Annotated in this window: 26 protein-coding genes; 3 read left to right on the top strand and 23 right to left on the bottom strand. The window is 33.3% G+C overall.

Annotation, left to right across the window (positions count from 1 at the left end; all coding sequences use genetic code 11):
• Positions 1–271 precede the first annotated feature (271 nt).
• The 4 genes from Q8X41_RS00885 to Q8X41_RS00870 form a co-directional block, all read right to left on the bottom strand.
• Positions 272–649 carry a PH domain-containing protein gene (locus Q8X41_RS00885; protein WP_397538388.1) on the bottom strand — a complete coding sequence of 126 codons (378 nt, stop codon included), beginning with the start codon at positions 647–649 and terminating at the stop codon, positions 272–274.
• A gap of 164 nt (positions 650–813) precedes the next feature.
• Entirely contained in the window at positions 814–2,421 is a 1,608-nt protein-coding gene (locus Q8X41_RS00880; protein WP_397538387.1) for a M20/M25/M40 family metallo-hydrolase, read from the bottom strand.
• A 232-nt stretch (positions 2,422–2,653) separates the two neighbouring features.
• On the bottom strand, positions 2,654–3,622 hold the full coding sequence (locus Q8X41_RS00875; protein WP_397538386.1) for a DUF3221 domain-containing protein: 969 nt from the start codon (positions 3,620–3,622) through the stop codon (positions 2,654–2,656).
• Positions 3,615–4,142: a sigma-70 family RNA polymerase sigma factor gene (locus Q8X41_RS00870; protein ID WP_397538385.1), complete on the bottom strand. Its 528-nt coding sequence runs from the start codon at positions 4,140–4,142 to the stop codon at positions 3,615–3,617. The genes Q8X41_RS00875 and Q8X41_RS00870 overlap by 8 nt, the downstream gene beginning before the upstream one ends.
• Before the next feature lie 261 nt (positions 4,143–4,403).
• On the opposite strand from Q8X41_RS00870, the gene Q8X41_RS00865 reads away from it, so the two are divergent.
• Complete coding sequence (locus tag Q8X41_RS00865; protein ID WP_397538384.1) at positions 4,404–4,730, top strand: PadR family transcriptional regulator; 327 nt, start codon at positions 4,404–4,406, stop codon at positions 4,728–4,730.
• Positions 4,731–4,735: 5 nt separating this feature from the next.
• A complete protein-coding gene (locus Q8X41_RS00860) occupies positions 4,736–5,575 on the top strand; it encodes a DUF1129 domain-containing protein (protein ID WP_397538383.1) in 840 nt (279 codons plus the stop codon).
• 167 nt (positions 5,576–5,742) lie between these two features.
• On the opposite strand, the gene Q8X41_RS00855 is transcribed toward Q8X41_RS00860, so the two are convergent.
• The 11 genes from Q8X41_RS00855 to Q8X41_RS00805 form a co-directional block, all read right to left on the bottom strand.
• Entirely contained in the window at positions 5,743–6,426 is a 684-nt protein-coding gene (locus tag Q8X41_RS00855; RefSeq protein ID WP_397538382.1) for a YdhK family protein, read from the bottom strand.
• A gap of 153 nt (positions 6,427–6,579) precedes the next feature.
• The gene (locus Q8X41_RS00850) at positions 6,580–7,248 is read right to left on the bottom strand and encodes a reverse transcriptase-like protein (protein WP_397538381.1); all 669 of its coding nucleotides are present in this window, start codon (positions 7,246–7,248) and stop codon (positions 6,580–6,582) included.
• Positions 7,249–7,520: 272 nt separating this feature from the next.
• Positions 7,521–8,150, bottom strand: a complete 630-nt coding sequence (locus Q8X41_RS00845; RefSeq protein WP_397538380.1) for a class I SAM-dependent methyltransferase — start codon at positions 8,148–8,150, stop codon at positions 7,521–7,523.
• Positions 8,151–8,379: 229 nt separating this feature from the next.
• Positions 8,380–9,339 carry an NAD(P)H-dependent flavin oxidoreductase gene (locus Q8X41_RS00840; protein WP_397538379.1) on the bottom strand — a complete coding sequence of 320 codons (960 nt, stop codon included), beginning with the start codon at positions 9,337–9,339 and terminating at the stop codon, positions 8,380–8,382.
• A gap of 81 nt (positions 9,340–9,420) precedes the next feature.
• Positions 9,421–10,143: an ABC transporter permease gene (locus tag Q8X41_RS00835; protein WP_397538378.1), complete on the bottom strand. Its 723-nt coding sequence runs from the start codon at positions 10,141–10,143 to the stop codon at positions 9,421–9,423.
• On the bottom strand, positions 10,144–10,854 hold the full coding sequence (locus tag Q8X41_RS00830; RefSeq protein ID WP_397540172.1) for an ABC transporter permease: 711 nt from the start codon (positions 10,852–10,854) through the stop codon (positions 10,144–10,146).
• Positions 10,851–11,762, bottom strand: coding sequence for an ABC transporter ATP-binding protein (locus Q8X41_RS00825; protein WP_397538377.1), 912 nt, complete (start codon positions 11,760–11,762; stop codon positions 10,851–10,853). The genes Q8X41_RS00830 and Q8X41_RS00825 overlap by 4 nt, the downstream gene beginning before the upstream one ends.
• Before the next feature lie 912 nt (positions 11,763–12,674).
• Complete coding sequence (locus Q8X41_RS00820) at positions 12,675–13,163, bottom strand: GNAT family N-acetyltransferase (protein WP_397538376.1); 489 nt, start codon at positions 13,161–13,163, stop codon at positions 12,675–12,677.
• Between the two features lie 125 nt (positions 13,164–13,288).
• Positions 13,289–14,656, bottom strand: a complete 1,368-nt coding sequence (locus Q8X41_RS00815) for a histidine kinase dimerization/phospho-acceptor domain-containing protein (protein WP_397538375.1) — start codon at positions 14,654–14,656, stop codon at positions 13,289–13,291.
• Entirely contained in the window at positions 14,653–15,321 is a 669-nt protein-coding gene (locus tag Q8X41_RS00810; protein ID WP_397538374.1) for a response regulator transcription factor, read from the bottom strand. Before Q8X41_RS00810 ends, Q8X41_RS00815 begins: the two co-directional genes overlap by 4 nt.
• 237 nt (positions 15,322–15,558) lie before the next feature.
• Complete coding sequence (locus Q8X41_RS00805) at positions 15,559–17,289, bottom strand: phospho-sugar mutase (protein WP_397538373.1); 1,731 nt, start codon at positions 17,287–17,289, stop codon at positions 15,559–15,561.
• A gap of 221 nt (positions 17,290–17,510) precedes the next feature.
• Between Q8X41_RS00805 and Q8X41_RS00800 the strand changes: the two genes are divergently transcribed.
• Positions 17,511–18,332, top strand: a complete 822-nt coding sequence (locus Q8X41_RS00800) for an exonuclease domain-containing protein (RefSeq protein WP_397538372.1) — start codon at positions 17,511–17,513, stop codon at positions 18,330–18,332.
• A 436-nt stretch (positions 18,333–18,768) separates the two neighbouring features.
• Here the strand turns inward: Q8X41_RS00800 and Q8X41_RS00795 are convergent, their stop codons facing one another.
• From Q8X41_RS00795 to Q8X41_RS00760, 8 genes are all read right to left on the bottom strand, one after another.
• A complete protein-coding gene (locus Q8X41_RS00795; protein WP_397538371.1) occupies positions 18,769–19,599 on the bottom strand; it encodes a helix-turn-helix domain-containing protein in 831 nt (276 codons plus the stop codon).
• 201 nt (positions 19,600–19,800) lie between these two features.
• Positions 19,801–20,223: an OsmC family protein gene (locus Q8X41_RS00790; protein ID WP_397538370.1), complete on the bottom strand. Its 423-nt coding sequence runs from the start codon at positions 20,221–20,223 to the stop codon at positions 19,801–19,803.
• Between the two features lie 13 nt (positions 20,224–20,236).
• Positions 20,237–20,983 carry an amino acid ABC transporter ATP-binding protein gene (locus Q8X41_RS00785; protein WP_397538369.1) on the bottom strand — a complete coding sequence of 249 codons (747 nt, stop codon included), beginning with the start codon at positions 20,981–20,983 and terminating at the stop codon, positions 20,237–20,239.
• A gap of 12 nt (positions 20,984–20,995) precedes the next feature.
• On the bottom strand, positions 20,996–21,637 hold the full coding sequence (locus Q8X41_RS00780) for an amino acid ABC transporter permease (RefSeq protein ID WP_397538368.1): 642 nt from the start codon (positions 21,635–21,637) through the stop codon (positions 20,996–20,998).
• 18 nt (positions 21,638–21,655) lie between these two features.
• Positions 21,656–22,486 (bottom strand): substrate-binding periplasmic protein, encoded by an 831-nt coding sequence (locus Q8X41_RS00775; protein ID WP_397538367.1) that lies wholly within the window; start codon positions 22,484–22,486, stop codon positions 21,656–21,658.
• A 16-nt stretch (positions 22,487–22,502) separates the two neighbouring features.
• Positions 22,503–23,138: a TetR/AcrR family transcriptional regulator gene (locus Q8X41_RS00770; RefSeq protein WP_397538366.1), complete on the bottom strand. Its 636-nt coding sequence runs from the start codon at positions 23,136–23,138 to the stop codon at positions 22,503–22,505.
• Positions 23,139–23,653: 515 nt separating this feature from the next.
• A complete protein-coding gene (locus Q8X41_RS00765; RefSeq protein WP_397538365.1) occupies positions 23,654–24,187 on the bottom strand; it encodes a C39 family peptidase in 534 nt (177 codons plus the stop codon).
• 152 nt (positions 24,188–24,339) lie between these two features.
• A complete protein-coding gene (locus tag Q8X41_RS00760) occupies positions 24,340–25,059 on the bottom strand; it encodes a Fe-S oxidoreductase (protein ID WP_397538364.1) in 720 nt (239 codons plus the stop codon).
• Positions 25,060–25,562: the final 503 nt, after the last annotated feature.

Genomic DNA, 25,562 nt, shown 5'->3' with positions numbered 1-25,562 from the left:
ATGTTCTACCACTGAACTACTTCCCCTAATAGTTTTACTAAATTAACATTTGGACAATTAATATAATCGCATGGGGTTTTTATCCACGTTAGTATTCTGTTTATAAAGTAGTATTGAAAATACTTAACACTTCTTCAAAACTAAAACTTCCTATTCAGCCCATTCCTCATACAGGCGAGATGTCTCTATCCTTGGCTTCTTTCTCCAATATAGGCGTGTACAGTTTTTAAAATAAAAACATCCAATTAATTTCAATTGGATGTTTTATAATCTATTTTAAAACATAGTCAGCTAAGACACTTTGAATTTTATAGATGTTCAATGTTTTATTAAATTTCTTTTCGATTGGTTGAGCACCATTGGATAGCCAAATTTTTAGTTCCGCTTCGAAATCAAAGGTGCCTGCTGTTTCAATGGAGAAGTGTACTACACTTTTGTATGGAATCGAATGATATTCGGCTTTCTTGCCAGTCACGCCTTGTTTATCAATCAAAAGTAAACGTTTATCTGTAAAGACAAACAGATCTCGAATCAATTTATAGGCTTGCTCTACTCTTTCATTCTTTGCTAATAAATCTTTTATCTCAGATTCAATGACACTTAAATTCACTTCTGATGCATTTCCCATTAAACCATCGAATAATCCCATACACAACTCCTTTTCTACATTTAATTAGTCTTCCTTTTTTAAAATCTGCCATTAATCAATACAACTGAATTCAATAATGTTTCCCATCATTTTTTGCTATTAACAAATTCAAATTGGATTTGAAGAAAGTTTCCATTATCATTTTATTATTGAGTATTCAACTTTTATTCTGTAACTTTTGATTTTCCGCTAACAAATTTCAACAATTCATAAAGTAATTCTGGCATTTCCTCAAATCCACTTTTTACATGTAACCGCTCTGAAATTTGGTGTGCATCTTTGCCAAATGGTCCTACATTTAATACTGGTGCTGAAAACTGCGCCATTTCCTGGAATGGAATATCATATGTTTTGCCCCATACTGGTGTGTTTTTTTCATATGTTTGCCAATCCTTATCAGCATGGAATTGGCAATAACTCAGATCGCAAATCCCATTAAAATAATGAATTTGTTGTAGTGGTATATTATATTTCTTAGATTCTTCAAGAAGTAAAGAGATGGCACCTTGTATTAATGGATTGTCTGATGAATTCGCAGCTGGATAATATGGTGGTGCAAAAAGAAGTACAACTGCAGGAGCCAATTCTTGGCAATGTATCATCAATTGATCCGCTATTCGTAAAGACATTTCACGATCATCTAAAGCTTTATTTGCAATTACACTTGCTGTCAACTCAGTTACTTTTTCGCTCCCCAGCTTTTTCACTGCATGATCGTGTAATTCTGCAAACCGGAGCACTCGGATTTTCCCTACGCCTGTTATTCCTTGTCTTTTACAAACATCATCACAACGTGATTGACATTTTGTCATCGCTTCTTTTGCTACATCTTCAAAAATTGACATAATCTCTTCAGCACTTCGTTTCATTAAGAAAACATTGTACATCGCAACTGCTCTATAGGGTGTTTGAGTTGAGTATTGGTCTTTTAAATCTTTTAGCTGCAAGGAAACAGGTAGTGGTGTAACCTCTCCATATTCACTCTCTATAAATTTATCATTCCACTCCATTTCCATTGTAAGAAAAGCACTCATATATGGTGCCGTCATTCCTTTCAACGGTTCTCCTACATGTGTTTCCTTTCCATAAAATAATGCTGACGGCATGATTTTCCCAATTGTCCCTGAATAAATATATTCCTGTAAATCTGTTGGGTCTTGTGAAAAAGAAGGTTCGCTATTCAAAAATAATACGATATCTAAATCTAGATCATTTTGTAATTCATTAATATGTTTTACTGCTTGACGCATTCCTTCAGAGTTTACTTCTTCATCAGGTACCGTTACAAGTAATAGATTGATAGGCCATTTTTCTGAAATCGCACGTTCTATCATTTGCATATGAAGTGCAAGGCCCATTTTCATATCCATTACGCCTCGTCCAAACAAGTAATCTCCAGATTCTAAGTCTTTTTTAGCAGATTCATTTAACATATCTGGAGAAGACAAAAGTTCTTTTGTTAGTTCTTCTGGGATTGTTGCTAATGGCTTTAATGCCCCATACTCTTCAATTTGAACAGTATCAAAATGACTGATCAATACTACTGTATCCTTAGCATTTGAATTTTTATATAGAGCTGAAACTACTTGTCTTCCATGATCCACATCACAAAAGTTTAAATAATCTGGATGTTCTTCAAAAAATTGAAGCTGTTGCAATTTTGCTAAGAGCTTTCTTGAAAATTGTTGTTCTCCCTTAGTTAATGTTTGACTTTCCCAACTAACAAGCTCACAAAGCAACTTACGTAATTTTTCTGGAGAATTCCATCTCATTTCCCCCACCATCTCTCTAATTAGGCTTTTCTTCTCCTTTAATCGTAATCCAAACACCATAAAAAGGAAAAAGTATAATTTGAATATATGAAAGATTTCTTTAGTGGTCGCTATCAACTTTTAGAGAATTACAGGAGATTTATTGTTTAAAAAAATAGTGATTATAAATAATGGTATTCCATAATTTAAAAAGTAGAAATTTTATTTTTCTAATTTCTACTTTATTTCAAATTTATTTGTTGTTTAATAATTTAATACTTACAAGGTTAGCTACTTCCGGAAAAGTGTCTTGAATTCGATTATAAGAGACTTGTACTTTGTCACCAATCCTTATTTTTTGTTTGACATGATGCATTGGAAACCATGTTCCATTTTTATGTTTCTTCACTATCCTATCTGAAGATAATTGTGCCAATTCTTCATCTGAAGCATTATTTACAACCAAAAATCTATCATCTTCAATTGCCACAACCAGACCAATTTTTAAGAAATTACCTAATTCTTTTGTTTTTTTAGGGATATTATATTTTGCTTGAAGATTTGCTATCTTTTTAGAATATTTTTCACTTAGATAATTCATTGCATCTTGTTCTAAGGAAGTTTTTACGTGTAATTCGTAAGCATCTTTATGTTGCTTATAATGGTTAGATATAAGCTGATCAAAAGCTGCAGTTTTAATAGCTTGTGGCTTTATATATTGATCGATCATTTGTTGTTCAGTTAGTTTTAAAAATTTAAGTGATTCTCTAAATTCTTCTCTCCATTTTGGATCTTGCTTTAGTTCTTCAAGATTCCTCAGAAATTCCTCTTCTTTTTTATTTACCTCATTTTCAGTTAATACAACCCCTTTATTTAATGCATAAGCATAATTTGCATCAAGCTGTAAAGAATCATAGAATGCTTTATATTTAGACTCATCTTTTGATAATGTATTCTGTTGCAACTGTAATTTTAAGTTGATATCAAAATTATTTTTTTCTAAAATTGGAACTTCATTTGCAGTATGATTTCGGGAATCAATTATTTGGGTGAAAATAAATAAAATCATACAACCAGTTACAAATAGAGTTAAAATACCGTATCCCCATTTACTTTTATCTTTTTTTGTAGTTTGATTTTCAATATGCCTCAAAACATTTGTCACAACTTTCTCTTTACTTTTAGTAAGATTACTCAAGTCTTCAAAATTAATTTTATTCATTTAACAGCACCTCCCATTCATATTTCTGAAGTTGTGTTTTTAAAAGTTGTTTACTTCTTCTAATTCTAGTTTTCACTGTACTCTCAGGAATTTCTAATAATCTAGAAATATCTTTAATAGACATTTCTTCAAAATAATAATAAATAAGCGGTTCTCTCTGCTTCAAGGGGAGCTTCAGAATAGCTTCTCCTAATATTGTTTCTTCATCTTTTCTGATTAGATTGTCCATTTTCTTTTGACTGTGTTTACTAAATAACCTGTTTTGTAATTGGATTTTTCGGTATGACCAGCTTTTCAAATAATCTTTACTTTTATTCACAACCATCTTGGAGAGATATGCCTTTAACTCACCACGTTCTTCATATCTGTTTCTATCTTGATAAAATTTAATAAAAGATTCTTGAACAATATCTTCTGCAATATGTAAGTCTTTTACGTAATAATAAGATAAGCGTAATAAAGATTCTGTATGCTGATTCATTATTCGTTCTAATTCCACAATATTTATCAAATTTTCCATCTACTCCTTTCTTTGTATTTTAAACGAATCTCAATATGTATAAGTTTGTTTTTACAGAAATTTTTTATAGTTTTGAATCAATTTCATAAATGTTTGTGTTTTTTAGCTGAGTACAACAAAGTTTGATTACTTCTCCGCTTTTGATTGACTTTATCTTGAGCCAGTATATAACTCTCATCTAACTAGTATGTTTTACAAACTAGTGAATGTATGATACAGTGTTTTCAACTAGTATGTATTACTATGTAGTGAGGTGATTAAATGAAGGAGACGCAATTATTAAAAGGTGTACTTGAAGGATGTGTTTTATCAATTATTAAACAACAACCAGTATATGGATATGAGCTTGTACAAATGATGCGCGATTATGGGTTTACAACCATAGTAGGTGGAACGATTTATCCTCTAATGCAAAAGCTAGAAAAACAAGGGCTAATTAAAACTAAGGAGCTCGCTTCCCCAGATGGACCGAATCGAAAATACTTCTTTATTACGCCTGATGGAGAACAACAATTAGAAGGTTTTAGAGAACAATGGAGTTCGTTGATTGTAAAAGTGAATCGGATTTTAGAAAAGAACGGAGAGTGAATGGGTTGAAAAATGACGCAGCCAAACAATTAGTGAAACAAAATAATAAGTATAGAGAACAGCTGTCCCCAGAAAATAAAGTGTACTATGAAGATATTCTACTATATATGCGAACATTTGGAATTTTCTATGATGAATTAGAAACAGAACGACAATTAATGACGATATTACAAGATATTTTAGAAGCTCAAAAGCATGATGAATCGGCAGAAGAGTATTTCGGTAAAAATCCGAAAGAAGTTGTTGATCAACTGACAAAGCAATTTGATAAACCTTCATGGAAATCGATTTTTAAAATAAGTAGTTGGATTTTTTTAATCAGTACGTTTTACACCATTGTCGGTAGTTTTACAGCACCAACATTACAAGTAAATGTATTTGTTATATTGTTGAATGGGATTTTTTCAGTTGCATTGGTTTATGGCATCTTTAAATTGTTACATCTGAGTGTTTATATAAAAATAAAATTACCTAAATTAATTAATTTTTTCGTAATATGGATATTGGCAATGATTCCATTCGGCTTATTTTTCCTTATTCAACTTTTTACTCCTAAACAAGGTATTGTAAAAATCACTGCCCCATTTGATTGGATTGCCATTCTTACTATTTTAGTCATGGCGGTTGTATATGTAATATTCAAAAAGAAACGAGAATTTTATGGAGGCCTTGTTTTCGTTATTACTTTAGGAATTTTTGGTTTATTATTAAGGATTCCTCAAACGAAGGTATTATTCCAAGATGGTAAAAGCCAAACTTTTGTTGTTCTTGGCATTATTTTACCCATTGCTCTCTTTGTACTTTTCGAATGGCTACTACTCAGAAAAATGAAAGAGGAAAATTAATGGATAAGTTTATAATCACATTTTAATATCCAGATTTGGATGATCTGCTACAAACGGACCCTTTAAACGGGTAAAATTTTTCGAAATATAAAAACCTACATTTGACTTTTAAATCAGAATGTAGGTTTTTTATTATTGAGTTTTCCCTAATGAAAATTAAACTGCTTTTACTTTACCGGTGATAATTCACTTTCGATAAGCCATTGATAATTTTTCACTTCAGTTCCACCATTAGTTGGTGTATAGTTCACCATATACACTGTTGTTTTCTTTACTGAATCAATAGTAGCCATGGCTCCCTTCATACCTGGTAAATGGTCAGCTTCAAGTGTTACTTTAGCTCCTGGTTGAAGTGTTTTATTATCAGCACTTCGAATCTCTTCCTGAATTACCCATTTGTGATTTTTTACCACTGCTCCACCTGTTGCTGGTGTGTATGATACTGAATAAGCAACTGTGTCATATGCGCCAACAATAGTAGCCTTTGCTCCCTTCATACCCTCCACAAGGTTTGCATTGATGGTTACCTGACTACCATCAGGATACTTAGGATTCACCGCTTTTTTAACGCCAGTCGGAACAATACCTGTAGTCGATTTATTCATATCGGTATGATCATTTGTAAGATTATGATCTGGTGTAGTTGGTGCTGGTGCGTTTGGTGCCGGTGGTGTGGTTGGCGCTGGTGTTGTACTTGGATACGTATTGTCGTGCGTATTCATATTATCATCAGGCGCTACGTTTACATTCTTATTTGCTTCGTTCTTACCTGTGTGAGTGGTACCACAAGCAGATAAACCCAAGACTGCAACAAAAGTTAGGATTACTACCATTAAACCATTCTTTTTCATGCTATTCCTCCATATATTCAGCTTTTTGACCTTACACTAAAATTATTCCCATTCAATCGAATATTAAACATAGGTCAATTAAGTCAAATTAAAAATTTTAAAGGAATATTTAAGAGTAATTAGCATGTGCTTAGTATAAAATAGTTGTAGAAGTTAATCATTTTCAAGAATCAATTCAACCTGTGCAATAATTTCAATTCCATGTATTGCTTGTGTTGCAAGACGGTCAGCTTCTGTGTTCATTTTTCGTGACACATGTTCGTACTCTGGTTGAATTCCTAATTCTTTCAGCTTGTCATCAATACGGTCAGCCCACTTTGCTAACTCAGGTTCGAGTACTGCCCAATCACCATTCATCTGACTAATTACTACTTGAGAATCTCCGATAAACCTGATTGGCATCGTTTTTACATTTAGGAGTTCGAGTTCAACAATACTTAAATGAAGTGCTGCATATTCTGATTCGTTATTTGAATTTAGTCCAAATGTTTGCGCATTTTTCCGTACACGATATGGCTTCCCATTCTTTTCAAAGTAAATAACACATCCTAATCCTGCGATGCCTGTCCCTATGTCAAAACCACCATCAAAATATACGGTAATATTATGAGGTTCTCCTTCGACTTCTTTTAAATACCTTTTCATTTCTTTGATGGTCCAAGTGCTATCAAATTGATCGATAAAAGTAATTCTCTTCGCACGGCCCGTTTTCTCCAAATCTTGAGCAATCTTCAATCCTTGTTCTGCTGGTATTTCGTCTGAACGAAATAAAGTTTCGGTTCCTTTTGGTGTCCTGTATACCCATTCAATCGTTATATTCATCACAGGCCCTCCTACATCAATAAAATGATAATTTGATTTAATTTCTTTTTATTTTCTCCATTGTCATCAATAAATATGAAAAAGATTCGATTGGATTCTGTTGTTAAAGTTAAGTCTTGTTTGTTTAACAAAACTGTTATTATTCAATCATTTGCTGCAGGCGATTGTTTTCCATTGTAATTACAGCCTTCCAAAATTTCATATAACAAAGCCAACGTCAAAAAACTGTAAATAAACTTTTACCTTTAAGTTTACCTACAGTTTGTTCAGTTTTACCGTCTTGTAATTATAAATACACCACCGCAATGTGATATCGGATGAAACTCACATTGGCAGAATTCTTTCAATAATGGATGTAGTTCTTCTTCAACAAAATAAAATTCATCTTCGTCCCAATAATTATTACTTTCTTCTCTACAAGTTCCGAGTTGTTCCCTTGTCTTGAAGGCGATATCACCAATTATTATTTTCCCATCCTCTTCTAACAAAGATAATAAGTTTCTAATAAAAGAAATTTTTTCTTCATTTGATAAGTGGTGTAACGTATATGTGCTGATGATGAAGTCATACTTATTATTTTTTAATGAAATGGGGAATCCCTTCGAAATATCCCACTCCATTAATCGTGCAGTCGGCATTTTAGCTTGTGCAATTTTAATCATCTCTGAAGAAAAATCTAGACCATCTATACTGTGTCCCTCTTCATAGAGCTTACTCGTTAGCACAGCTGTACCAAATCCTATATCCAATACTTTGGATTGTTTCTTTTGCATGATTTCATTGAAAATGGTATTTAAAATCGTTTTATATCCTGCAAATGGATAGTGATTACTTTCTTCACTTAATTGTACTGTTTGATCGTAATCATTTGCCCATAAATTAAAACCTTGTTTATTTAACATTTATGCTCCTCCTATTATTCAAGCGAATAATTGAGCACTATTTATTATTCGCTAAGTTTACCTTTTAAAGTTCTGTTCTCTTTCATATCGATAATGTTTTTCATAATTATTCCCCCTTACATAATAATTAGAATATTACCATAATTTTGTATAATTTAAAACTATTTATTCAATAATTATTTTAATAGACAAAAGCCCCTTCCTATAGAAGAGGCAAAAATTGATTCACTTATAAAATATTATTTATTCTTTTTCTTCCTTCATTTGCATTATGAATAATCTCATCAAACAATTCCTGCACAGTAGGTATATCATTGATCAGCCCCATAACCTGACCAGCCCATCCAAAACCTTCTTTTATATTACCTTCATAAATATATTTACGATTCGCTCGCCCACTAATCAAATCTTTTAAATCTTCATAGGTAGCTTCTTTTTGTTCACGAATTACAATTTCTTCAGTAAATTCTGTTTTTAAAGCACGACCAGGAGTACCTAAGGATCTCTCGATTACAATTGTATCTGTTTCTTTTGCGTTTATAAGTGCTTCTTTATATACATCATTTGCATGTACACATTCTTTTGTCGCTATGAAACGAGTGCCCATTTCAATCCCTTCTGCTCCAAGTGCAAATGCGGCAAGCAAACCCCTTCCATCGCCAATTCCACCACTAGCTAAAACTGGTATTGATACAGATTCCGCTACCCTTGGTACAAGTACTATAGTACCGAGATCTTCACGGCCTAAATGTCCTCCGCCCTCTTGTCCAACTGCCATGACAATATCAGCACCAAGTTGTTCCGCCTTTTGTGCTTGTCTAACACCAGAAATAAGCACCATTGTTTTTATGCCTTCATCCTTCACTCTTTCAAGAACCGGTTTCGGGTTACCACCTGTAATCGAAATAGCAGGCACCTTTTCTTCAATTGCCACTTCCAACAAATCTTCGTATTTTCGATCATGTCTTGAAATTGCAAAATTCACACCAAATGGATTTTTGGTTAATGCTCGAACCTTGTGAATCTCTTCACGAAGTTTTTCAGGAGTCCCTAAAGTCGCAGCTGTAATTTGACCTAGACCGCCCGCATTTGATACAGCCGCAGCAAGTTCCGCATAAGCTAAATAAGCAAGCCCTCCTTGAATGATTGGATACTTAATCCCTAATATTTCTGTTACACGTGTTTTCAAACATTACACCCCCGCTGTCATTAAAAACATAATTTAAACACTATTAATTATACATAATATTCTGAAATCGTAATATGTTTTCTATACAGCTTTTCTTTGAAAATATAAGTATCCACAAAGAAAGAACAATATAAATCCTCCTCCGACAACAGTTATCAATTGTTCCCAAGGAATGTAAAATACATCACTTGTTTCTCCACCAACATACATCATCGAAAAGGGTTGTGCCCATAAATAATAGGGACCGACACGTTCTGAATTGATAGCCAATATTGAAGGTAATGTGAAGATCACATTGATAGCAAATGGTAATGCAAAACTATTAAATATGATGGACATCCATAATTGAAAAGCAACTAATGGGAATGTCGCAACCCATCCCCCTAAAATACATTTCCAGATAATTTCTATAGGAAAAGGTTCACTAAATCCTCTTATAGCACCTACTGCAAATAATGCACAAAAATATAAAATTTGAATGACCAAAACAATTAACATTAAAATAATATATTTAGCAACAAATACTTGCCCTCTTGAAACAGGTAGTGCCAAAAGTTGTTTCCATCCCCCCGCTTGATGTTCATATCTACATATAAGACTAGCCAGCACACCCGTAACAAGCGGTAAAAATAGTAATGCATATGTTAAATTCATATATAACAATGCCTGTTCCCATTCACTTACCTTCAATTCAAGAGGTGAATTAATACCAGTCATTAGCCCGATTAATGGTCCTATTATAATGATGGTTGTTATTTTGGATTTGCGTAATTTAAACCATTCTGATTGTAAAATAGCTAGCATTTATTTCACGTCCCTTCTATTAAAATCAACCATTCCAACAATATATAAGACGATTCCAACACTAATTCCTAGCACAACATTTATGATTGGTTTCTCCCATTCATTCATTAATGATGGCCACTTCCAAATCATCCAATCTGGTAAAGCAGAACCTGCAAAGGCTAATATAGTACCTATTATTCCTGTAGTAATTGGAATTGCTTGATTTTGGCTAACAACTGCAATCCATAGTTGTAGCGCCAATACTGGCAATGCAGCCAAGATTGGATAAAAACTATATTTAAGTATATTTATATATGGAATCGGATCTCCTAAATCAAGAAAAACACCAAATCCAAGTGTAAAGATCATTAATAAGAAAGATGATAAAAATAACAAACAAAAAACAACTGTAAATTTGGATAAGTAGACATTAATTTTTGTAACTGGTAATGCAATCAACTGTTTCCATGCATTTGTTTCATCTTCCAGACTTGCCATTAAAGATGTTAAAATGGCAATTCCTAATACAATAGCCAACGGCGTAAATGAACTGACATTGTCTAAATAATAGCCCCAATCATCGTCACTTTGCTGTAAAAGATAATCTTTTCGAACACCATAATTGACCATTTGCATCGCAACAACACCGAATGATCCTAGAAATGTTAAAAACCAAAAACCTTTCCGCTTTATTTTAAGAAAATCTGTCACGATTAGATTTCGAATCATGCCCATTTCTCTCCCCTCGTCATTTGAAGGAAGATTTCTTCTAATGATCTTTTTTCTTCTTCAACTCGATATATAGAAAATCCGTCATGAACAAGAGTTTCTACAGTTTGTGCTACTTTTTCATTTGAACAATCAGATAGCTCAATATGGTCATTCTTATATGTAGCTTTTATTCCATTAGCTAGTAATGATCTACATGCTTTCTCACCATCACTTACAGTTAACGATACGTTTTGCTGTGCATATAAGCGCATTGCATCGATAGAATCTTGGAAGATTAGCTTTCCCTTATTTACGATTCCTACAGTTGTTGCCATTTGATCAATCTCAGATAATAAATGACTTGATATAAGGACTGTTATACCAAATTTGGTTGGAAGGCTTTTAATTAGTTCTCGCATTTCAATTATTCCTGATGGATCTAATCCATTCGTTGGTTCATCTAAGATTAACAATTCGGGATTATGCAACAACGCTGCTGCAATCCCTAATCGTTGCTTCATTCCTAGTGAAAAACCTTTTACTTTTTTATTACTCGCTTCTGTTAAACGCACAATTTCTAATACTTCATGAATTCTTGATGGCGGTACATCTAAAATTATTCTTATTGCCTCTAAATTTTCATATGCAGTCAAATGTGGATAGTAAGATGGATTTTCAACTAATGATCCGACTTTCCGTAATATCTCTATTCTATCTTTTTTTAAATCTTTCCCAAAAATGTGGATGTCCCCAGAAGTAGGCTTCATTAAACCTAAAAGCATACGAATTGTTGTCGTCTTTCCTGCTCCGTTCGGCCCCAAAAATCCATATATTTCTTTTTTAGGTATTTTCAACTCTACTCCATTAACTGCTACTTCTTTTCCAAACGTTTTTGATAAGTTCTCTGTGTGTACTATATATTCCATGTCTCTCACCTCATTTTCTATCTTAGAAAATGAAGGTTAAAACCAGGTTAGTAGTAAGTTTAAATTTTGTTTAAAAAATCACTATATCCAAAATTATTCATAGATTTCTTCAAAAGCTGAACAAAGCTGATATAATCGACTTTATTCGACTTTTGCTATACATCAAATAAGTGAAGATGTTTTTTCAAAGATTACGTTTGTGAACGGGGTTGGTAGAAACCACTCCCTTTCCCCGGACAAGCAAGAAAGCCTCCTCACTCACTGCGTTCGCTCCGGGGTCTCTCTTACTTGTTTTTCCGCTGGAGTCTCGCAGTTTCTACCCACGTATACAAATTTAGAAAAATAAATTAATCTATTTTTGTTAAGGTTAAAACAACACTGCCAAAAACAGCACTTCTTCAATCCGGAAATCTGAAGCTACAGTCATAGAGGTAAAATCAGCACTTTATTCTTTTAAGACAAAGAAAACAATCAATTCCCCTAAATTCCACAACTCATGAAGTTACTGTGAATAATTCAGGTATATATTTATTTGAAGTATCTTGATATGTTAATTACAATTCAGAAAAACTTTTTTATCGGAGAGTAGATAATCAAAAGTAACTAATGATTTCTCAAGGGAGGAAATTAAGTTGAAGATAAGATGGTACTACAATATCGAAAAATTTGTTTGACTCTATATAAAAAAAGCGAATGTACATATTAGACATAAAGAAAGTTTGGGAACAGATTACCTATTCCCAAACCCTTATAAATTTCAGGTTCTTCTTCCCATTGTTGTTCACTCTTATTTCTTTAATAATATATATTGCTGGAATAAATGAACAATAGGAAAAACATCTCTATAAACAGAGAATATTTAATTCATTTAATGTAAGAAACATTTATGTTTGAATTTTTATTTCTTAGCTGTTATACCTTAAACTTTTGTATTAGACATAGATCTTCACCTGAAACTAATTCATTTTCTTCATATTCAATCTGAGAATTGTGATATATAGCATGCCAAAATGTAATTGCTGGTTTATTGTTAACTAATTGCATTACAGCATATGACCCTTTATATTGATCAAAAATAATTTTAGTTACTACTTTTCCCAATCCTTTGCTACGGAACTTTCTTAAAATGAACATATCATTGATAACATAATCCACTGTTTTACCTTTTATTAAGAAAATAAATCCAATTATTTCGTCGTTCAATAATATTTTTATTGGAAGTAAATTGTCTTGTGTGATAAAAAGTTCTACATCGCTACTATCAAACTTACCATCACTTTCTAAACTAAGATTCTCCGTATACTCAGACAAATCATGTAAGTAATACTGAAATAAATTTTCTAATATATTCTTATCTTCCGAATTGGACTCAATTAACTTTATATGAATTTCATTTTTCATTATATTTGCCTCCTATTGGTAGAAAATACTGCATTTCACTCAGATACTTCTGTGACTTTATCTAAAACTTCCTTCTTGTCGTTTTAAGAAATAACCATATTCCAAATAACTCCAACCATTTTATATCATGTCCTTATCTTGTTGTTATTCATAATAGTAATCGTTGTACCATCAATGGTCGATTGAATATCCCATTCAAGATCCATATTTTTTATCATTAAATCTACTATCGATAATCCAATTCCCGCTCCTTTTTCATTAGATTGGTTGTTCATACCTCTACCATGGTCAGTAATGAATATCGCATCGTATTGTGTCGTCGATACGGTTTTCACTTTGATAAATAATCCATCCTTGGCGTGGCGAAGGACATTTTGAAATAAATTATCTAAAATTCTTTCTAGCCAAATTGGATCAACATGCCATTGGTGATTATTAAAAGATTGTAATTCCACATCAATAGTAAATCCTTCTTTTTCAAATACTGGATACCAACTAGCTATACACTCACGCACTTGTCGAACCACATCTACTTCTAAAGGATCAAAATTATATTTACTTGCCATTAGTAATGTATATGACATTAAGTTTTCAATTAAATGATCTATATTCAAAACAGATTTCTCTAATCCTTTTACTGCATTTATTCCTTCTTGCGATAACTTCTCCTTACTAATTGTATAAGTTTGCGCACGTATTTTCGTTAAAGGTGTTCGTAAATCATGTGAAAGGTTTGCGATTAATTCTCTTCTTAATTGCTCTTCTTTCTTTTCACGCTGTTTACTTTCTCTTAACTCAATAACCATTTGATTAAACGTTTGTTCTAGCTGACCAATTTCATCTTTCTTTTTCAGATCAATTTCAATTGGGAGTTGATCGACATCCCGAATTGTCATTGCGCCTTGCAAATGTAACAATCTTTTTCGAATGCCTCTGAAGAAGATGAAGGAAATAGCGATAAAGAGAATAATAATAGCCAACATAACAATACTTAACATCGTGCCATATTTTTCATTTACCTTTACCATAGGAGGATTAAAGGTTTTTCTTGGGATTTGTATAACGACAAAACCATGGAAATTGTCTTTTCCTACAAACGCAATAACTGTAAATGGATCATTAGCATAACTTTCTTTCATAAATTTTGCTGTATAAGATGAATCCCATTTATTCGGAAATTGACGTTTTACATTTACTTTTTCTGATAAAACACCGTTCTGATCAATCCAAAACATTGTTGCTTCTGGATATTTCTCTTTCCAATTATCAAAAAGACTGAAAATATTTTTATTTATATCTTTTTCAATACTATTTGCAGCTCTATGCCAATTTGCTTCAACTACTTCTGGGCTTTTATTATTACTATTCTCTATATGATGATCTATCTTGACCATAAAAAAGGCGATAACTAGATAGGCAATTTGAACAATAAATATAGCCGTCAAAATAATTAACATATATTTTGCTAATAAAGAACGAAAGAATTGTTTCATTGTTTCACCCGGTATCCAATTCCCCGAATTGTTTCAATGATAATTGGCTTACCTGGATTTTCTTCAATTTTTTCTCGTAAATATCGAATATGCACCATTAATGTTTTATCGCCTTCAATATAGGTTTCTCCCCATACCCCTTCATAAAGTTGTTCTTTAGTTAAGATTTGATTTAAATGGCGGATAAAATATTGAAATAAATAATATTGTTTTCCTGTTAATTGAATTTCTTCCTCTTTATTTTTATCAATGATTCTTAAATCTTTTGTATAGATTTTTAGATGTTGAATTTCTAAAATATCATCATTCTTTTGGAATCTTCGTAACAGTACATCGATTCGTGCAGCGAGTTCATCTGGATGAAATGGCTTTGTTAAATAGTCATCTGCAAAACTTAGGCCTTCTATTTTATCCTCTACTGCTGTACGTGCAGAAAGCATCAAAATGGGGAAATTCTGCATTTCCCTTTTCATACGTTTACCAATAGAAAAACCATCTAGCCCTGGAAGCATTATATCTAAAATAGCAATATCCACAGTTGCTAGATATTCCTCAGCATTCTCTCCAGATTTTAGCCATGTCACATCATAGCCCCTTTCTTTTAAATCTTTTGTTACCCAATTACCAATTTCACTTTCATCTTCTATGTATAGAATATGAACCATATTATGCTACCTCATTTTCTATTGAATAATAATAAATCCGAAAATATTCTTTATATTCACTACTTGCAATTTGTTTCATTTGATATTTACTATTCTATATTATCAGATTGAACTTACATATATGTAAATGGCTTGAATCTTTAGGTGTATTTTAATTTTATTGATAAAGTAAAAAGGACTATCTTTAGAGTCAATGAATCTACTTTAAAGAATAGCCCTTTTGCTAAATTAACTATACTATTTCAATTTACTCTCCATCAATTCAATCATTGCATTTTTCACTTTTTCAAGCTGCTCATTCGATTCTTTCTCTGTTTTACTTTTCACACCGATATAATATTTAATTTTCGGTTCTGTGCCACTAGGACGAACGCAGACCCATGAACCGTCCTCAAGCGTATATTTTAAGACATTAGATTTTGGCAACGAAATTTTAACACTTGGATGACCGTCAGTATATGAAGTCGTTTGTTTTAAATAATCTTGAATTTCGGTTACATGTAATTCCCCAATTTTTTCTAAAGGATTATCACGAAGTTCTGTTAAAGCATTTTTGATTAACTTCGCGCCTTCAATTCCTTTTTTTGTAATAGATACAAGTGCTTCTTTGTAATAACCATGTTCTTTATACAGTACTTGTAAGACGGCTAGAAGTGATTTACCTTGTTTTTTGTAATAGGCGGCTGCTTCCGTTAATATAAGAATCGCTTGATTAGCATCTTTGTCTCTTGCAAAGCCTTTGATTAAATAGCCGTAACTTTCCTCATATCCAAAAAGGAATTTGTATGCACCTGATTTATTGTACTGATCGATTTTTTCTCCGATGAATTTAAATCCTGTAAGGACATTTTCTGTACTGATACCAAAATGATTGGCGATAGATTCTCCAAAATTAGAAGTAACTATTGTTTTAATGATTCGTCCGTTTTCTGGTAGTACACCATATTCCTCCATACGTGAGAGCAAATAATAGAGAATGATTGCACCCGTTTGATTGCCCGTTAATAGTTGATAAGAATTTTCATCTTTTACTGCAACGCCCAATCTGTCACCATCCGGATCAATTGCAAGAAGTAAATCTGCTTGGATTTTTAGCCCATCGCGTATTGCGTATTCAAAAGCAGACTTTTCTTCAGGATTTGCAGAAATGACAGTTGGAAATTCGCCATTTGGCTTGAATTGTTCCTGAACAATATGCAATCCTTTGAATTGCAAACGCTCGAAGATTTGTTGAACAGTGTATCCAGAAACACCATGTAGCGGTGAAAATACAACTTGTAAATCCGTTGTATTGAAAAGTGAGGCGTCAAATAGAATCGTTGAAAGTTCATGAAAATAGTCTTCATCAACTTTTGTTGTGATGATTTGAATGTCGCCACTTTTTACGTATTCATCAAAATTGCTAGCTGACAATTGAAGCTCGTCCCCCACTTTTTCTATAAAAGAGATTACTTCTTCAGCAGCTTGTAAATTCAATTGGGCCCCATCTTCTCCATATACTTTATAGCCGTTGTATTCAGGTGGATTATGGCTAGCTGTAATCATCACACCCATAAACGTATGAAGTCTTCTTACTGAATAAGATAACTGAGGCGTTGTACGAGAATCTTCAAATAAATATGCTTTTACGCCATTCCTTGCAAGTGTAGCAGCAGTTTCGATTGCAAATTCTTTAGACATCCGACGACCATCAAAGGAAATAACTACTCCTTGATTCGCCCTTTCATGACCAAAAGTCTGAATATAATCAGCAACACCCTTCGTTGCTTTTCGAATGGTAAAAAGGTTTAAGCGATTTGTTCCTGCACCCATTTCACTGCGCATCCCACCTGTTCCAAATGATAAAGTTTTACCGAATGCATCTTCTTTTTTCGACTCGTCATGAGCCATTTTATGTAAATCTGATCGTAAATCTTCTGGAAGCTCCTTTTTTTTCTGCCACTTTTCAAAATTATTTTGGTAAGTCATGCTAACACCTCGTCAGTTTATCTCAATATTTAATAGTTTAATTAATCAATGTCTACTTGTAAAAAACACGTTTTATTTAGCCTAACTTCTTTCATTTTATCTCTATTTTAATAATGTACCTAGTCATTTCAATATATGCGATATTTTAAGGAAAAATGCACCTCCAATGAATCGAATATATTGATATAATAAAAATAATATAGATTTCAGGAGGAAGACATTTGGATTTTATTGCATTAGAGATTGAAACAGCAAATCAGTGGAGAGATAGTATTTGTTCTATTGGACTTGTCAAAGTCATAGAAAATGAGATTGTCGATTCACTTTTCACATATATTAACCCCAAGCAATCGTTTGATGAATTTCATATATCACAACACGGAATTACCGAAGATATGGTCCAACTTTCACCAACATTTGAAGAATTTTATTCAGTATTAAATGATTGGCTGACAAATCAAATAGTCATTGGATACTATAGTGATTTTGACAAATCAGTTTTAGAAGAATCCTGTGTGTCTATTGATCAACTTGTTCCGTACTGCAAATTTGGTTGTACCCTTCAATTTGCCAAAAATAAAATGACAGACGAACATCATTTTTCATTACCCACTCTTGCACATCTATTTGGCATACCACTAGAATTTGAACGTGCTGAAATCATTGCGCACCTTGTTTTGATCTTCGAAAAAAATTTTGTAGGATTTTCTCTTCATGAACTAACCAATCCAGCAAAAAATATTTCATCGAAAGGTACATCCATTTCATCCCCTTCGTACTTTCAAGGAAAACATATTGTCTTTACTGGTGGACTTGAAGGTTTAACAAGATCGATGGCTGCAAAAAAAATTCGTGCAATCGGAGGGATGTTTAGCAATACCGTAACTAAACAAACAGATATTCTCGTAGTTAGTAATAGTAGCTGGTCTAAAGCTGAATTAGGTCAGAAAAGTTCGAAGCTCAAGAAAGCTGAACATCTACAAGCTATGGGGTATGCGATTGAAATTATTCAGGAAGAAAAAGTCCGTTCATATTTGAAATAAGCAGTAAGAGTAACACTAAGAAATTATATAGTTTTATGGATGATTGTTGATGGTGAGATGGAAATTTATATTTTTTAGACATTTATTTCATGGATTTTATTAATATATGAAAACAAATTACTTGCGAATTCCATACTTTTACTTGCGACTTTCGATGATTTACTTGCGAATTTACTCCACTTACTTGCGAATTTTCAAATTGTATTTGCGTTCTTGATAATTAAAGTCTTGTTTTCATCATTTCTCAACCTTCCCCAACAAAAATGGCATCCCCAAAAGGATGCCATAATAATCGCTATGCTTTTTTCACTTTTCTCCCATACTAAAAAATTCGTTAAAAAGATAATCAAAAAGTCTTTCGTCCAAAGTTGGGATGATTGTATCAAGTGTTTAATCCCATCTGTATTTGAAATTTACATTATCTAAGATAAACCCTCTAGTGTATAGTGAATTGATTTACTTTTATACGAATTTCTTTTAACCATTCTTCTGGTTGATTTGAGATAATACCATCAATGATTTTACGAATATATAAAGGACCTTCTGTTTGATAATTGTGCGCTTTGATAAAACGTAAGAGTTTTTCTATGTATTTATGATCTTCATCCTTTTTTTCTCTCCATCGCATTATTGCAAAATCTCCTTCATCGATAGGGGTCATACTATCCATTTGCATATGCAATTTTTGATCCACCAAAAAGAAAATACCGTCATAAGAAAATTCTTTATTACTTCGATCTTCAATATTCACCAAATAACCAATATTCCCAATGACAATTGGTGCTATATGTTCATAATGGCTCTTCAATTGACGAAGCTCAGTTTCAATTTCTTTTAATGAACCAACTTTTTTGTTGACTTGAATAATGTTGTACGAATCAAGATGTTCAATATATGGTTTCCCGATACTGGTATCATCTTTGGTATTTTCTAGTTCTGTGACACGTGAAAACAATCCTTGCTCAATTCGTTTTAATATCTCAATTTTCTCACGAGTGATTCTTCTTATATTCTCTAAAATAGAAATAAAATCATCTAAACTGCGATTTTCCAGCTGCTTTTTTATATCTTTAAGTGGAACCCCCATCATCTTCAAATATAAAATAATTTCTAATTCTTTAAATTGCTCTATTAAATAATAGCGACAACCTGAAGCTGCATCCACTTCATAAGGTCGAAACAACCCAATCTCATCATAATAACGAAGTGTTTTAATCGAAACATTATTTAGCCTCGACATCTGACCAATCGAAAATTTGTTTTTCATGAATTGTCCTCTTTCTGAATGTCTATTAAACATATTATAAAATATTCTCAACAATAATTGACAATATTTTCTGTATTTTCATCAAATTTTCTTATTATTTACCTTACGATTACCAAGATACAAATTAGAATCAGTTGTGGTGACTTCCATAAAAAAAGAGCAAAGAGAAAAATTAATCTCCTTGCTCTTCATACGAAATTTTTATTCGAACGGTACATTTTCACCATTCAGAATTAGTGAATGTGTTATTTCCGCTTTTAGTGATGCGGATACTGCACAATATTTTTCTTCACCTAATTTAATGGCTCTCCATACTTTATGTGCGTCGATATTGCCGTCTACTTTAAAAGTAAGATTTGCTGCAGTAAAAGCAGTTGGCATTTCTTCACGGCGTGTACCATCTACTACAATCTCTAGGTTTGTGATTTTATCTAAATGTGGTTTTAAAATCATCGTTACATCAATTCCGATACAACCTGCTAATGAGCTTAGAAGCATTTCAGTAGGTGTTGGTGCTTGTCCTTCTCCACCATAATTTGCAGTTGCATCCATAGCCATTTTATAGCCAGATGCACCTATTGCTTCAAATGCACGACCACCTTGCCATTTTGCTGTGATTTGCATATCTATTTCCTCCTTAGAATTCATTTACCTGTTGCAAGAATTGTTGTGCTCTTGCGGTTTGTGGGTGTTCAAAAAATGCTTTTGGTTCAGCATCTTCTACAATGACACCATCTGCCATAAATAGAACACGATCTGCGACATTCTTCGCGAAGTTCATCTCATGCGTGACAATCATCATTGTCATGCCTTCTTCTGCTAAACTTTTCATTACTTTTAGTACTTCACCGACTAGTTCTGGATCAAGCGCTGAAGTGGGTTCGTCAAATAGCATCAGTTGTGGTTCCATAGCTAAAGCTCTTGCAATTGCTACACGTTGTTGTTGGCCACCAGAGAGTTGAGATGGATAGCTATCTTCTTTTTCTGATAATCCAACTCTTTTCAATAAATTAGATGCAATCTGATGAGCTTGGTCTTTTCGCATTTTCTTCACAACTAAAAGTGCTTCCATGACATTTTCTACAACGGTTTTATGTGGATACAAATTAAATTGCTGAAACACCATTCCTGTTTCTTGGCGAATGGAATAAATGGCTTTTTGTAGTACCTTTTTTGGTGCTTTCGCATCGATTTCATGTCCATTAACCGTAATCTTGCCTGCTGTAATTGTTTCTAATCCATTAATACATCTTAAGAATGTACTCTTCCCTGAACCACTTGGTCCAATGACGGCTACTACTTGATGTGCAGGAATGGATAAAGTCAGATTCTTTAACACTTCATGACTACCATAGTTTTTGTATAGTTGTTGAATTTCTATCATTTTCTGCACCTCCTAGTAAACCGATAAGCGTTTTTCAATTTTATTTAATATAAAGGTAAAGATTGTACTCATTACCCAATACATAATACCGATTGAAAGATAAAACGGCATATACACGTAATATTGAGCAACTAATAGTTGTGCTGAACGCATTAACTCTGTTACTGCTATAACAGAAACTAAAGATGTTTCTTTTAACATACCGACAAATGTATTACCCAGAGGTGGGATTGCATAGCGAATAGCTTGTGGAATAATTATACGTCGCATCGCTTGTTTTTCTGTCATCCCTGTTGCAAGTGCAGCTTCTATTTGACCTTTTGGCACTGATTGAATGGCGCCACGGAACGCTTCTGACACATATGCACCAATATTAATACTTAATGCGATATAAGCTGCTGTTAATGGGCCTAGTTCGATACCATAATCAACTAAGCCATAGTAGACGATAACAAGCTGTACAAGTGGTGGTGTTCCTCGAATAATTGAAACATAGACTCTTGCGATATTACGCAGAAAGCGATTGCCCTTAATTCGAGCAATCGCAGCAAGTAAGCCTATTATTAAGCCAAAGAACATGGATACCACTGTAATCAGTAATGTGTAATATGCCCCTTTTAATAGAAAGGGTATATTTTCAATAACTAAATCCATGTGTGTTTCCTACTTTCTTTATTCTGCTGGTGGTTCTTCACCAAACCATTTAACGAAGATCTTCTTATAAGTACCATCATTTTTCATATCTTCAATTGCTTTGTTAATCGCTTTAACTAATTTTGGATTTCCTTTTTTCACAGCTACTGCAGCTTTATCTGCTTTAATTGGATCTCCGACAGCTTTAATTTTAAAGCTATTTTTTTCAACAATTGGTTTTAATGCATAAACATTATTGATTGTTGCATCGATACGGCCTGCATCCAAGTCTTTTAATGTAGTGATGACATCATCATACGTGTTGATTTTGAAGTTGCCGACTTTTGGCATTAAATCGTTACGTAAATAAGCTTCATCATTTGTACCAAGACCTACACCAATTGTTTTGCCTTTAAAATCCGCAGTTGATTTAATGCTGTTGTTGTCTGATTTAACAATTGCTTTTACTTCGTTTGTAATATATGGGTCTGAAAAGTCAATCGCTTTTTTACGTTCATCTGTAATCGTCACTTGGCTTACAAGGACATCAAATTTACCTTGTTGTAAGCCTGGGATTAAACCCGAGAAATCTTGTGCAACAAATTTTGCTTTTACATTCATACGTTTTGCAATTTCTTTTGCAATATCTACATCGAAACCAGTATATTGTTTATCTTTGCCCATAAAGTTGTATGGTGCATATGTTCCCATTATACCGACTGTCATTTCTCCATGATCTTGGATATTTTGTAATTGATCTGTATAGTTATTGCCATGGTTGACATCTTTTTGAGTGCCTTTATTTCCACATGCACCAAGGACAAGAACTGCTACTGCTACAAAAGCTACTAACCATTTTGCTTTTTTCACTTTTTTTCCTCCTATTTTATACACCGAAAATACCAAAAAATTCGAAGTGTACAGTTTCCTCAATTATTTCTTGTAATGATTTGTCAGCGAATGCCTGATTTGCGTTTCGTTCTGTAAACAGCCATCTGGATAGCACACCTTCCAGCAAACTCATGATAAAAACTGCTTGCATTTTAGGCTCAATTGGTCGACTAAGCATACCTAATTCTTTTGCTCGACCAATATTATTGGCAAAGGCTGTTTCCATATCAGCTTTAATTCCATCAACTTTTTGTTGCAACAAAGGCTGAGAGTGGATTCCTTTTAACAGTATGTGCATTAAATAGGAATTATCCTCGGCAAAACGAAAAATATGTACAAATAAATGATTTGAGGATACAACGGATTCTTGAATCGAAGCTTTCGATTCTCTATATCCTATCGCGATTGCCTCTAGTATACTTTCTCGCCCGGATTCAAGCATCTTCAAAGCAATGGCTTCTTTACTTTTGAAATACCAGTAAAATGTGCCTTGCGAAACATTCGCCTGTGCTACAATATCCGAAATTTTCGTATTCTCATATCCTACAGTTGCGAATAATTCAAGTGCTATTTTAATCAATTGTTGCTCTCTCTCTTGTCTACGAACATCTGCTTGAACCACAATATTCACCTCGACTGACTCATTAGTCAATTAAATCCTATAAGATTACTATATATTAGTCAATAGATTTGACTTAATTTTTTTAGAAAAATAAATAAAACTTAATTCCTTCATTAAAATTAATTGGTTTATATATAATTTGCTGATTGACAATAAATACTGAAATCTGTTGAGCAACAGACGGCGCTTTCCACGGGTTTGGTTTCAATCTCCTCGGGCCAACACGATGTTGGTCACGAAGCCGATGCCACAGGACGTGGCATTCTTAGGCTTTGATGTCTAGCATCGTCGCAAGAAGGCAATGCGAATGCATTTTTCGAGGATTCGCCGTCTTTCGCTCCACAATGAACAAAGTTGGGAATTATTAAATGTTCTTAGATTTTCATATAAATTCTGCATTATGAAATTGATTTATATTATTAATTGTAAAAAAAGACTGTAGACAAACTGGAGTTTATCTACAGTCTGAGAATCAGTGTGAAGACAGATTCTCCTCATGATACCTATAAAAACATCTTTTAATTCTACATAAATACAATTCCTCGGCCTGTAAAGCTAGCTAAGAATCTTTTTTCTGACACAATGCTATTAGATTTGCCCCATTTTGATGGATCTCGGAATGAAATCATATATTCACCTTTTTCCTTATGTCTTCCGCATGCAACGATTAGGTGACCTCCTTTTCGACCATCTTCCGGAAGTTGACCAGTGACGGAGACAATCACAGGTCCATAATTTTTTAGTAACTTTTCAAGTTCTTCGCCATTTTGTAAAGCGATAGGTTTCGCACTTAAGCCGTATTTTGCTGCAATATTTGCTAAGCCTTGATGAATCCAGCCTTTTTCACAATATGCATTTAAATGAATTCCATCATTGAGTAAGTCATAAGCTGTAGCTACTGGGATTTGGTAATGTCCCATGATCATACGAATACATGCTAAACCGCAAACACTCTCTCCCCAATAATCTGCACCTTTTCCTTCAACTAATGTATTTTCTGGCCAGTCTCCCTCTTCAAAGTGTTGCCCAAAACGTGGCATATTCAGACAAAAGTTCAAATTGATTCTCTCCCTTCAATTAACAATTGGTTTCCATTTCCCTTGAAAATATAAAAATTTGTTTATGTAAATATAATGATTTTACACTTGAAATGACGTGCCTTTTTTATGCAAAAAAGGGGAGCACATTTTTTCATGTGCTTCCCTTTTCTCTACTCACGTTCAAGCGGACAATAACCACAAGCACCGAGTCCTGGAATATCTTTTGATAAACAACAGGATTTTCGAATTGGCTGATTAACGAGTGAAGCGGGTGCAATCCCTTTTGTATAATCATAAAATAATGACTTATCGCTAAAACGCGCCCATACTTCTTTCGATTCCAACATTTCTAAATCATCCATTGCTCGATCAGCAAGTAATGGATTATCGAGTAATTTAGCATAAACGCCTACGATATGCACGAAAAAGTTATCCCATATAACTCTTGGCGAAATTGACGTAGTATTACGCAAATCTTGAACGATTTGATAGCACTGTTTATATAAAATCGTGGACATTACATATTCACGTTCTGAATCATCAACGTAGCGCCAGTCATTAGGATTGGCAAACATACAAATCGTATAGAGACCGTTTTCTTTCGTAGCATCAAACTGCAAATCTCGTTCATCGCCATCCCAAATTACATCGTTAGCTGTTAACATATAAAATTGCATCGCGACAAATTGTCCGAAGCGTTTCGAAAAATGCGAAATGGCTGCTGTTTTCGATCTAGCATTCGTAATGCCAAGCATTAAGTCCGCAAACTCATCTTCTTGGAAAAATTCTTTGTGCACACGCTCTAGCGTAAAAAGCGAGCGCTCTGGTACTGTCGTATAAATATTGTACGAATCAAGTATCAAAACTTGATCTATCGTAAGTGCTGGCATTGTATCACCTGATTATTTCATATTATTTCTTCTATATCATATTACATTTTTTGATTTTTAGCTAAAATGATACTTTTATTTTGGGATTTTATATAAGCACTATGGTAGATGATAGACTCAAAGTATTTCGATTTTTTCCCCTAGTCTTTTTTTCAATATCTTTAATAATACTAAATAATCAATTCTCTTGAAATACTAGAACAAATGAAAAAAGCCATGACTACAAAACTGGACATGGTTTTATTCGGATGTCCATAGTTTTTAGAGAAGGTTAACGTATGAACCTCTTATTAAACTTATACTTTTAATATTTATTATTATTTCTTTAGTCAAGAATCTGTAATTCCATCAATTAATCACATTGTTTAATAATTATCTACTTGAATCAATTTAATAAATCGATTTTAGGCTTTTAAATACGAACATTTTAACAAATTATCTTTTAATATTCAGTTTTCGATGTTGCGCTACAGTCGGCGCTTTCCACGGGCTTGGCTTCAATC

This window comes from Rummeliibacillus pycnus (assembly GCF_044359855.1).
Classification (GTDB): Bacteria; Bacillota; Bacilli; order Bacillales_A; family Planococcaceae; genus Rummeliibacillus; species Rummeliibacillus pycnus_A.
This window is presented reverse-complemented; position numbering and strand designations above follow the sequence as displayed.

Bases quoted from the DNA above. Each gene is read 5' to 3' on its own strand.
- Q8X41_RS00875 (WP_397538386.1), bottom strand. From the start codon at position 3,622: ATGAATAAAATTAATTTTGAAGACTTGAGTAATCTTACTAAAAGTAAA.
- Q8X41_RS00880 (WP_397538387.1), bottom strand. From the start codon at position 2,421: ATGAGATGGAATTCTCCAGAAAAATTACGTAAGTTGCTTTGTGAGCTT.
- Q8X41_RS00780 (WP_397538368.1), bottom strand. From the start codon at position 21,637: ATGGATTTAGTTATTGAAAATATACCCTTTCTATTAAAAGGGGCATAT.
- Q8X41_RS00810 (WP_397538374.1), bottom strand. From the start codon at position 15,321: ATGGTTCATATTCTATACATAGAAGATGAAAGTGAAATTGGTAATTGG.
- Q8X41_RS00885 (WP_397538388.1), bottom strand. From the start codon at position 649: ATGGGATTATTCGATGGTTTAATGGGAAATGCATCAGAAGTGAATTTA.
- Q8X41_RS00835 (WP_397538378.1), bottom strand. From the start codon at position 10,143: ATGCTAGCTATTTTACAATCAGAATGGTTTAAATTACGCAAATCCAAA.
- Q8X41_RS00815 (WP_397538375.1), bottom strand. From the start codon at position 14,656: ATGAAACAATTCTTTCGTTCTTTATTAGCAAAATATATGTTAATTATT.
- Q8X41_RS00865 (WP_397538384.1), top strand. From the start codon at position 4,404: ATGAAGGAGACGCAATTATTAAAAGGTGTACTTGAAGGATGTGTTTTA.
- Q8X41_RS00805 (WP_397538373.1), bottom strand. From the start codon at position 17,289: ATGACTTACCAAAATAATTTTGAAAAGTGGCAGAAAAAAAAGGAGCTT.
- Q8X41_RS00870 (WP_397538385.1), bottom strand. From the start codon at position 4,142: ATGGAAAATTTGATAAATATTGTGGAATTAGAACGAATAATGAATCAG.
- Q8X41_RS00855 (WP_397538382.1), bottom strand. From the start codon at position 6,426: ATGAAAAAGAATGGTTTAATGGTAGTAATCCTAACTTTTGTTGCAGTC.
- Q8X41_RS00845 (WP_397538380.1), bottom strand. From the start codon at position 8,150: ATGTTAAATAAACAAGGTTTTAATTTATGGGCAAATGATTACGATCAA.
- Q8X41_RS00790 (WP_397538370.1), bottom strand. From the start codon at position 20,223: ATGCAAATCACAGCAAAATGGCAAGGTGGTCGTGCATTTGAAGCAATA.
- Q8X41_RS00850 (WP_397538381.1), bottom strand. From the start codon at position 7,248: ATGAATATAACGATTGAATGGGTATACAGGACACCAAAAGGAACCGAA.
- Q8X41_RS00760 (WP_397538364.1), bottom strand. From the start codon at position 25,059: ATGCCAGCACTTACGATAGATCAAGTTTTGATACTTGATTCGTACAAT.
- Q8X41_RS00820 (WP_397538376.1), bottom strand. From the start codon at position 13,163: ATGAAAAATGAAATTCATATAAAGTTAATTGAGTCCAATTCGGAAGAT.
- Q8X41_RS00825 (WP_397538377.1), bottom strand. From the start codon at position 11,762: ATGGAATATATAGTACACACAGAGAACTTATCAAAAACGTTTGGAAAA.
- Q8X41_RS00785 (WP_397538369.1), bottom strand. From the start codon at position 20,983: ATGATAGAAATTCAACAACTATACAAAAACTATGGTAGTCATGAAGTG.
- Q8X41_RS00795 (WP_397538371.1), bottom strand. From the start codon at position 19,599: ATGAAAAACAAATTTTCGATTGGTCAGATGTCGAGGCTAAATAATGTT.
- Q8X41_RS00830 (WP_397540172.1), bottom strand. From the start codon at position 10,854: ATGATTCGAAATCTAATCGTGACAGATTTTCTTAAAATAAAGCGGAAA.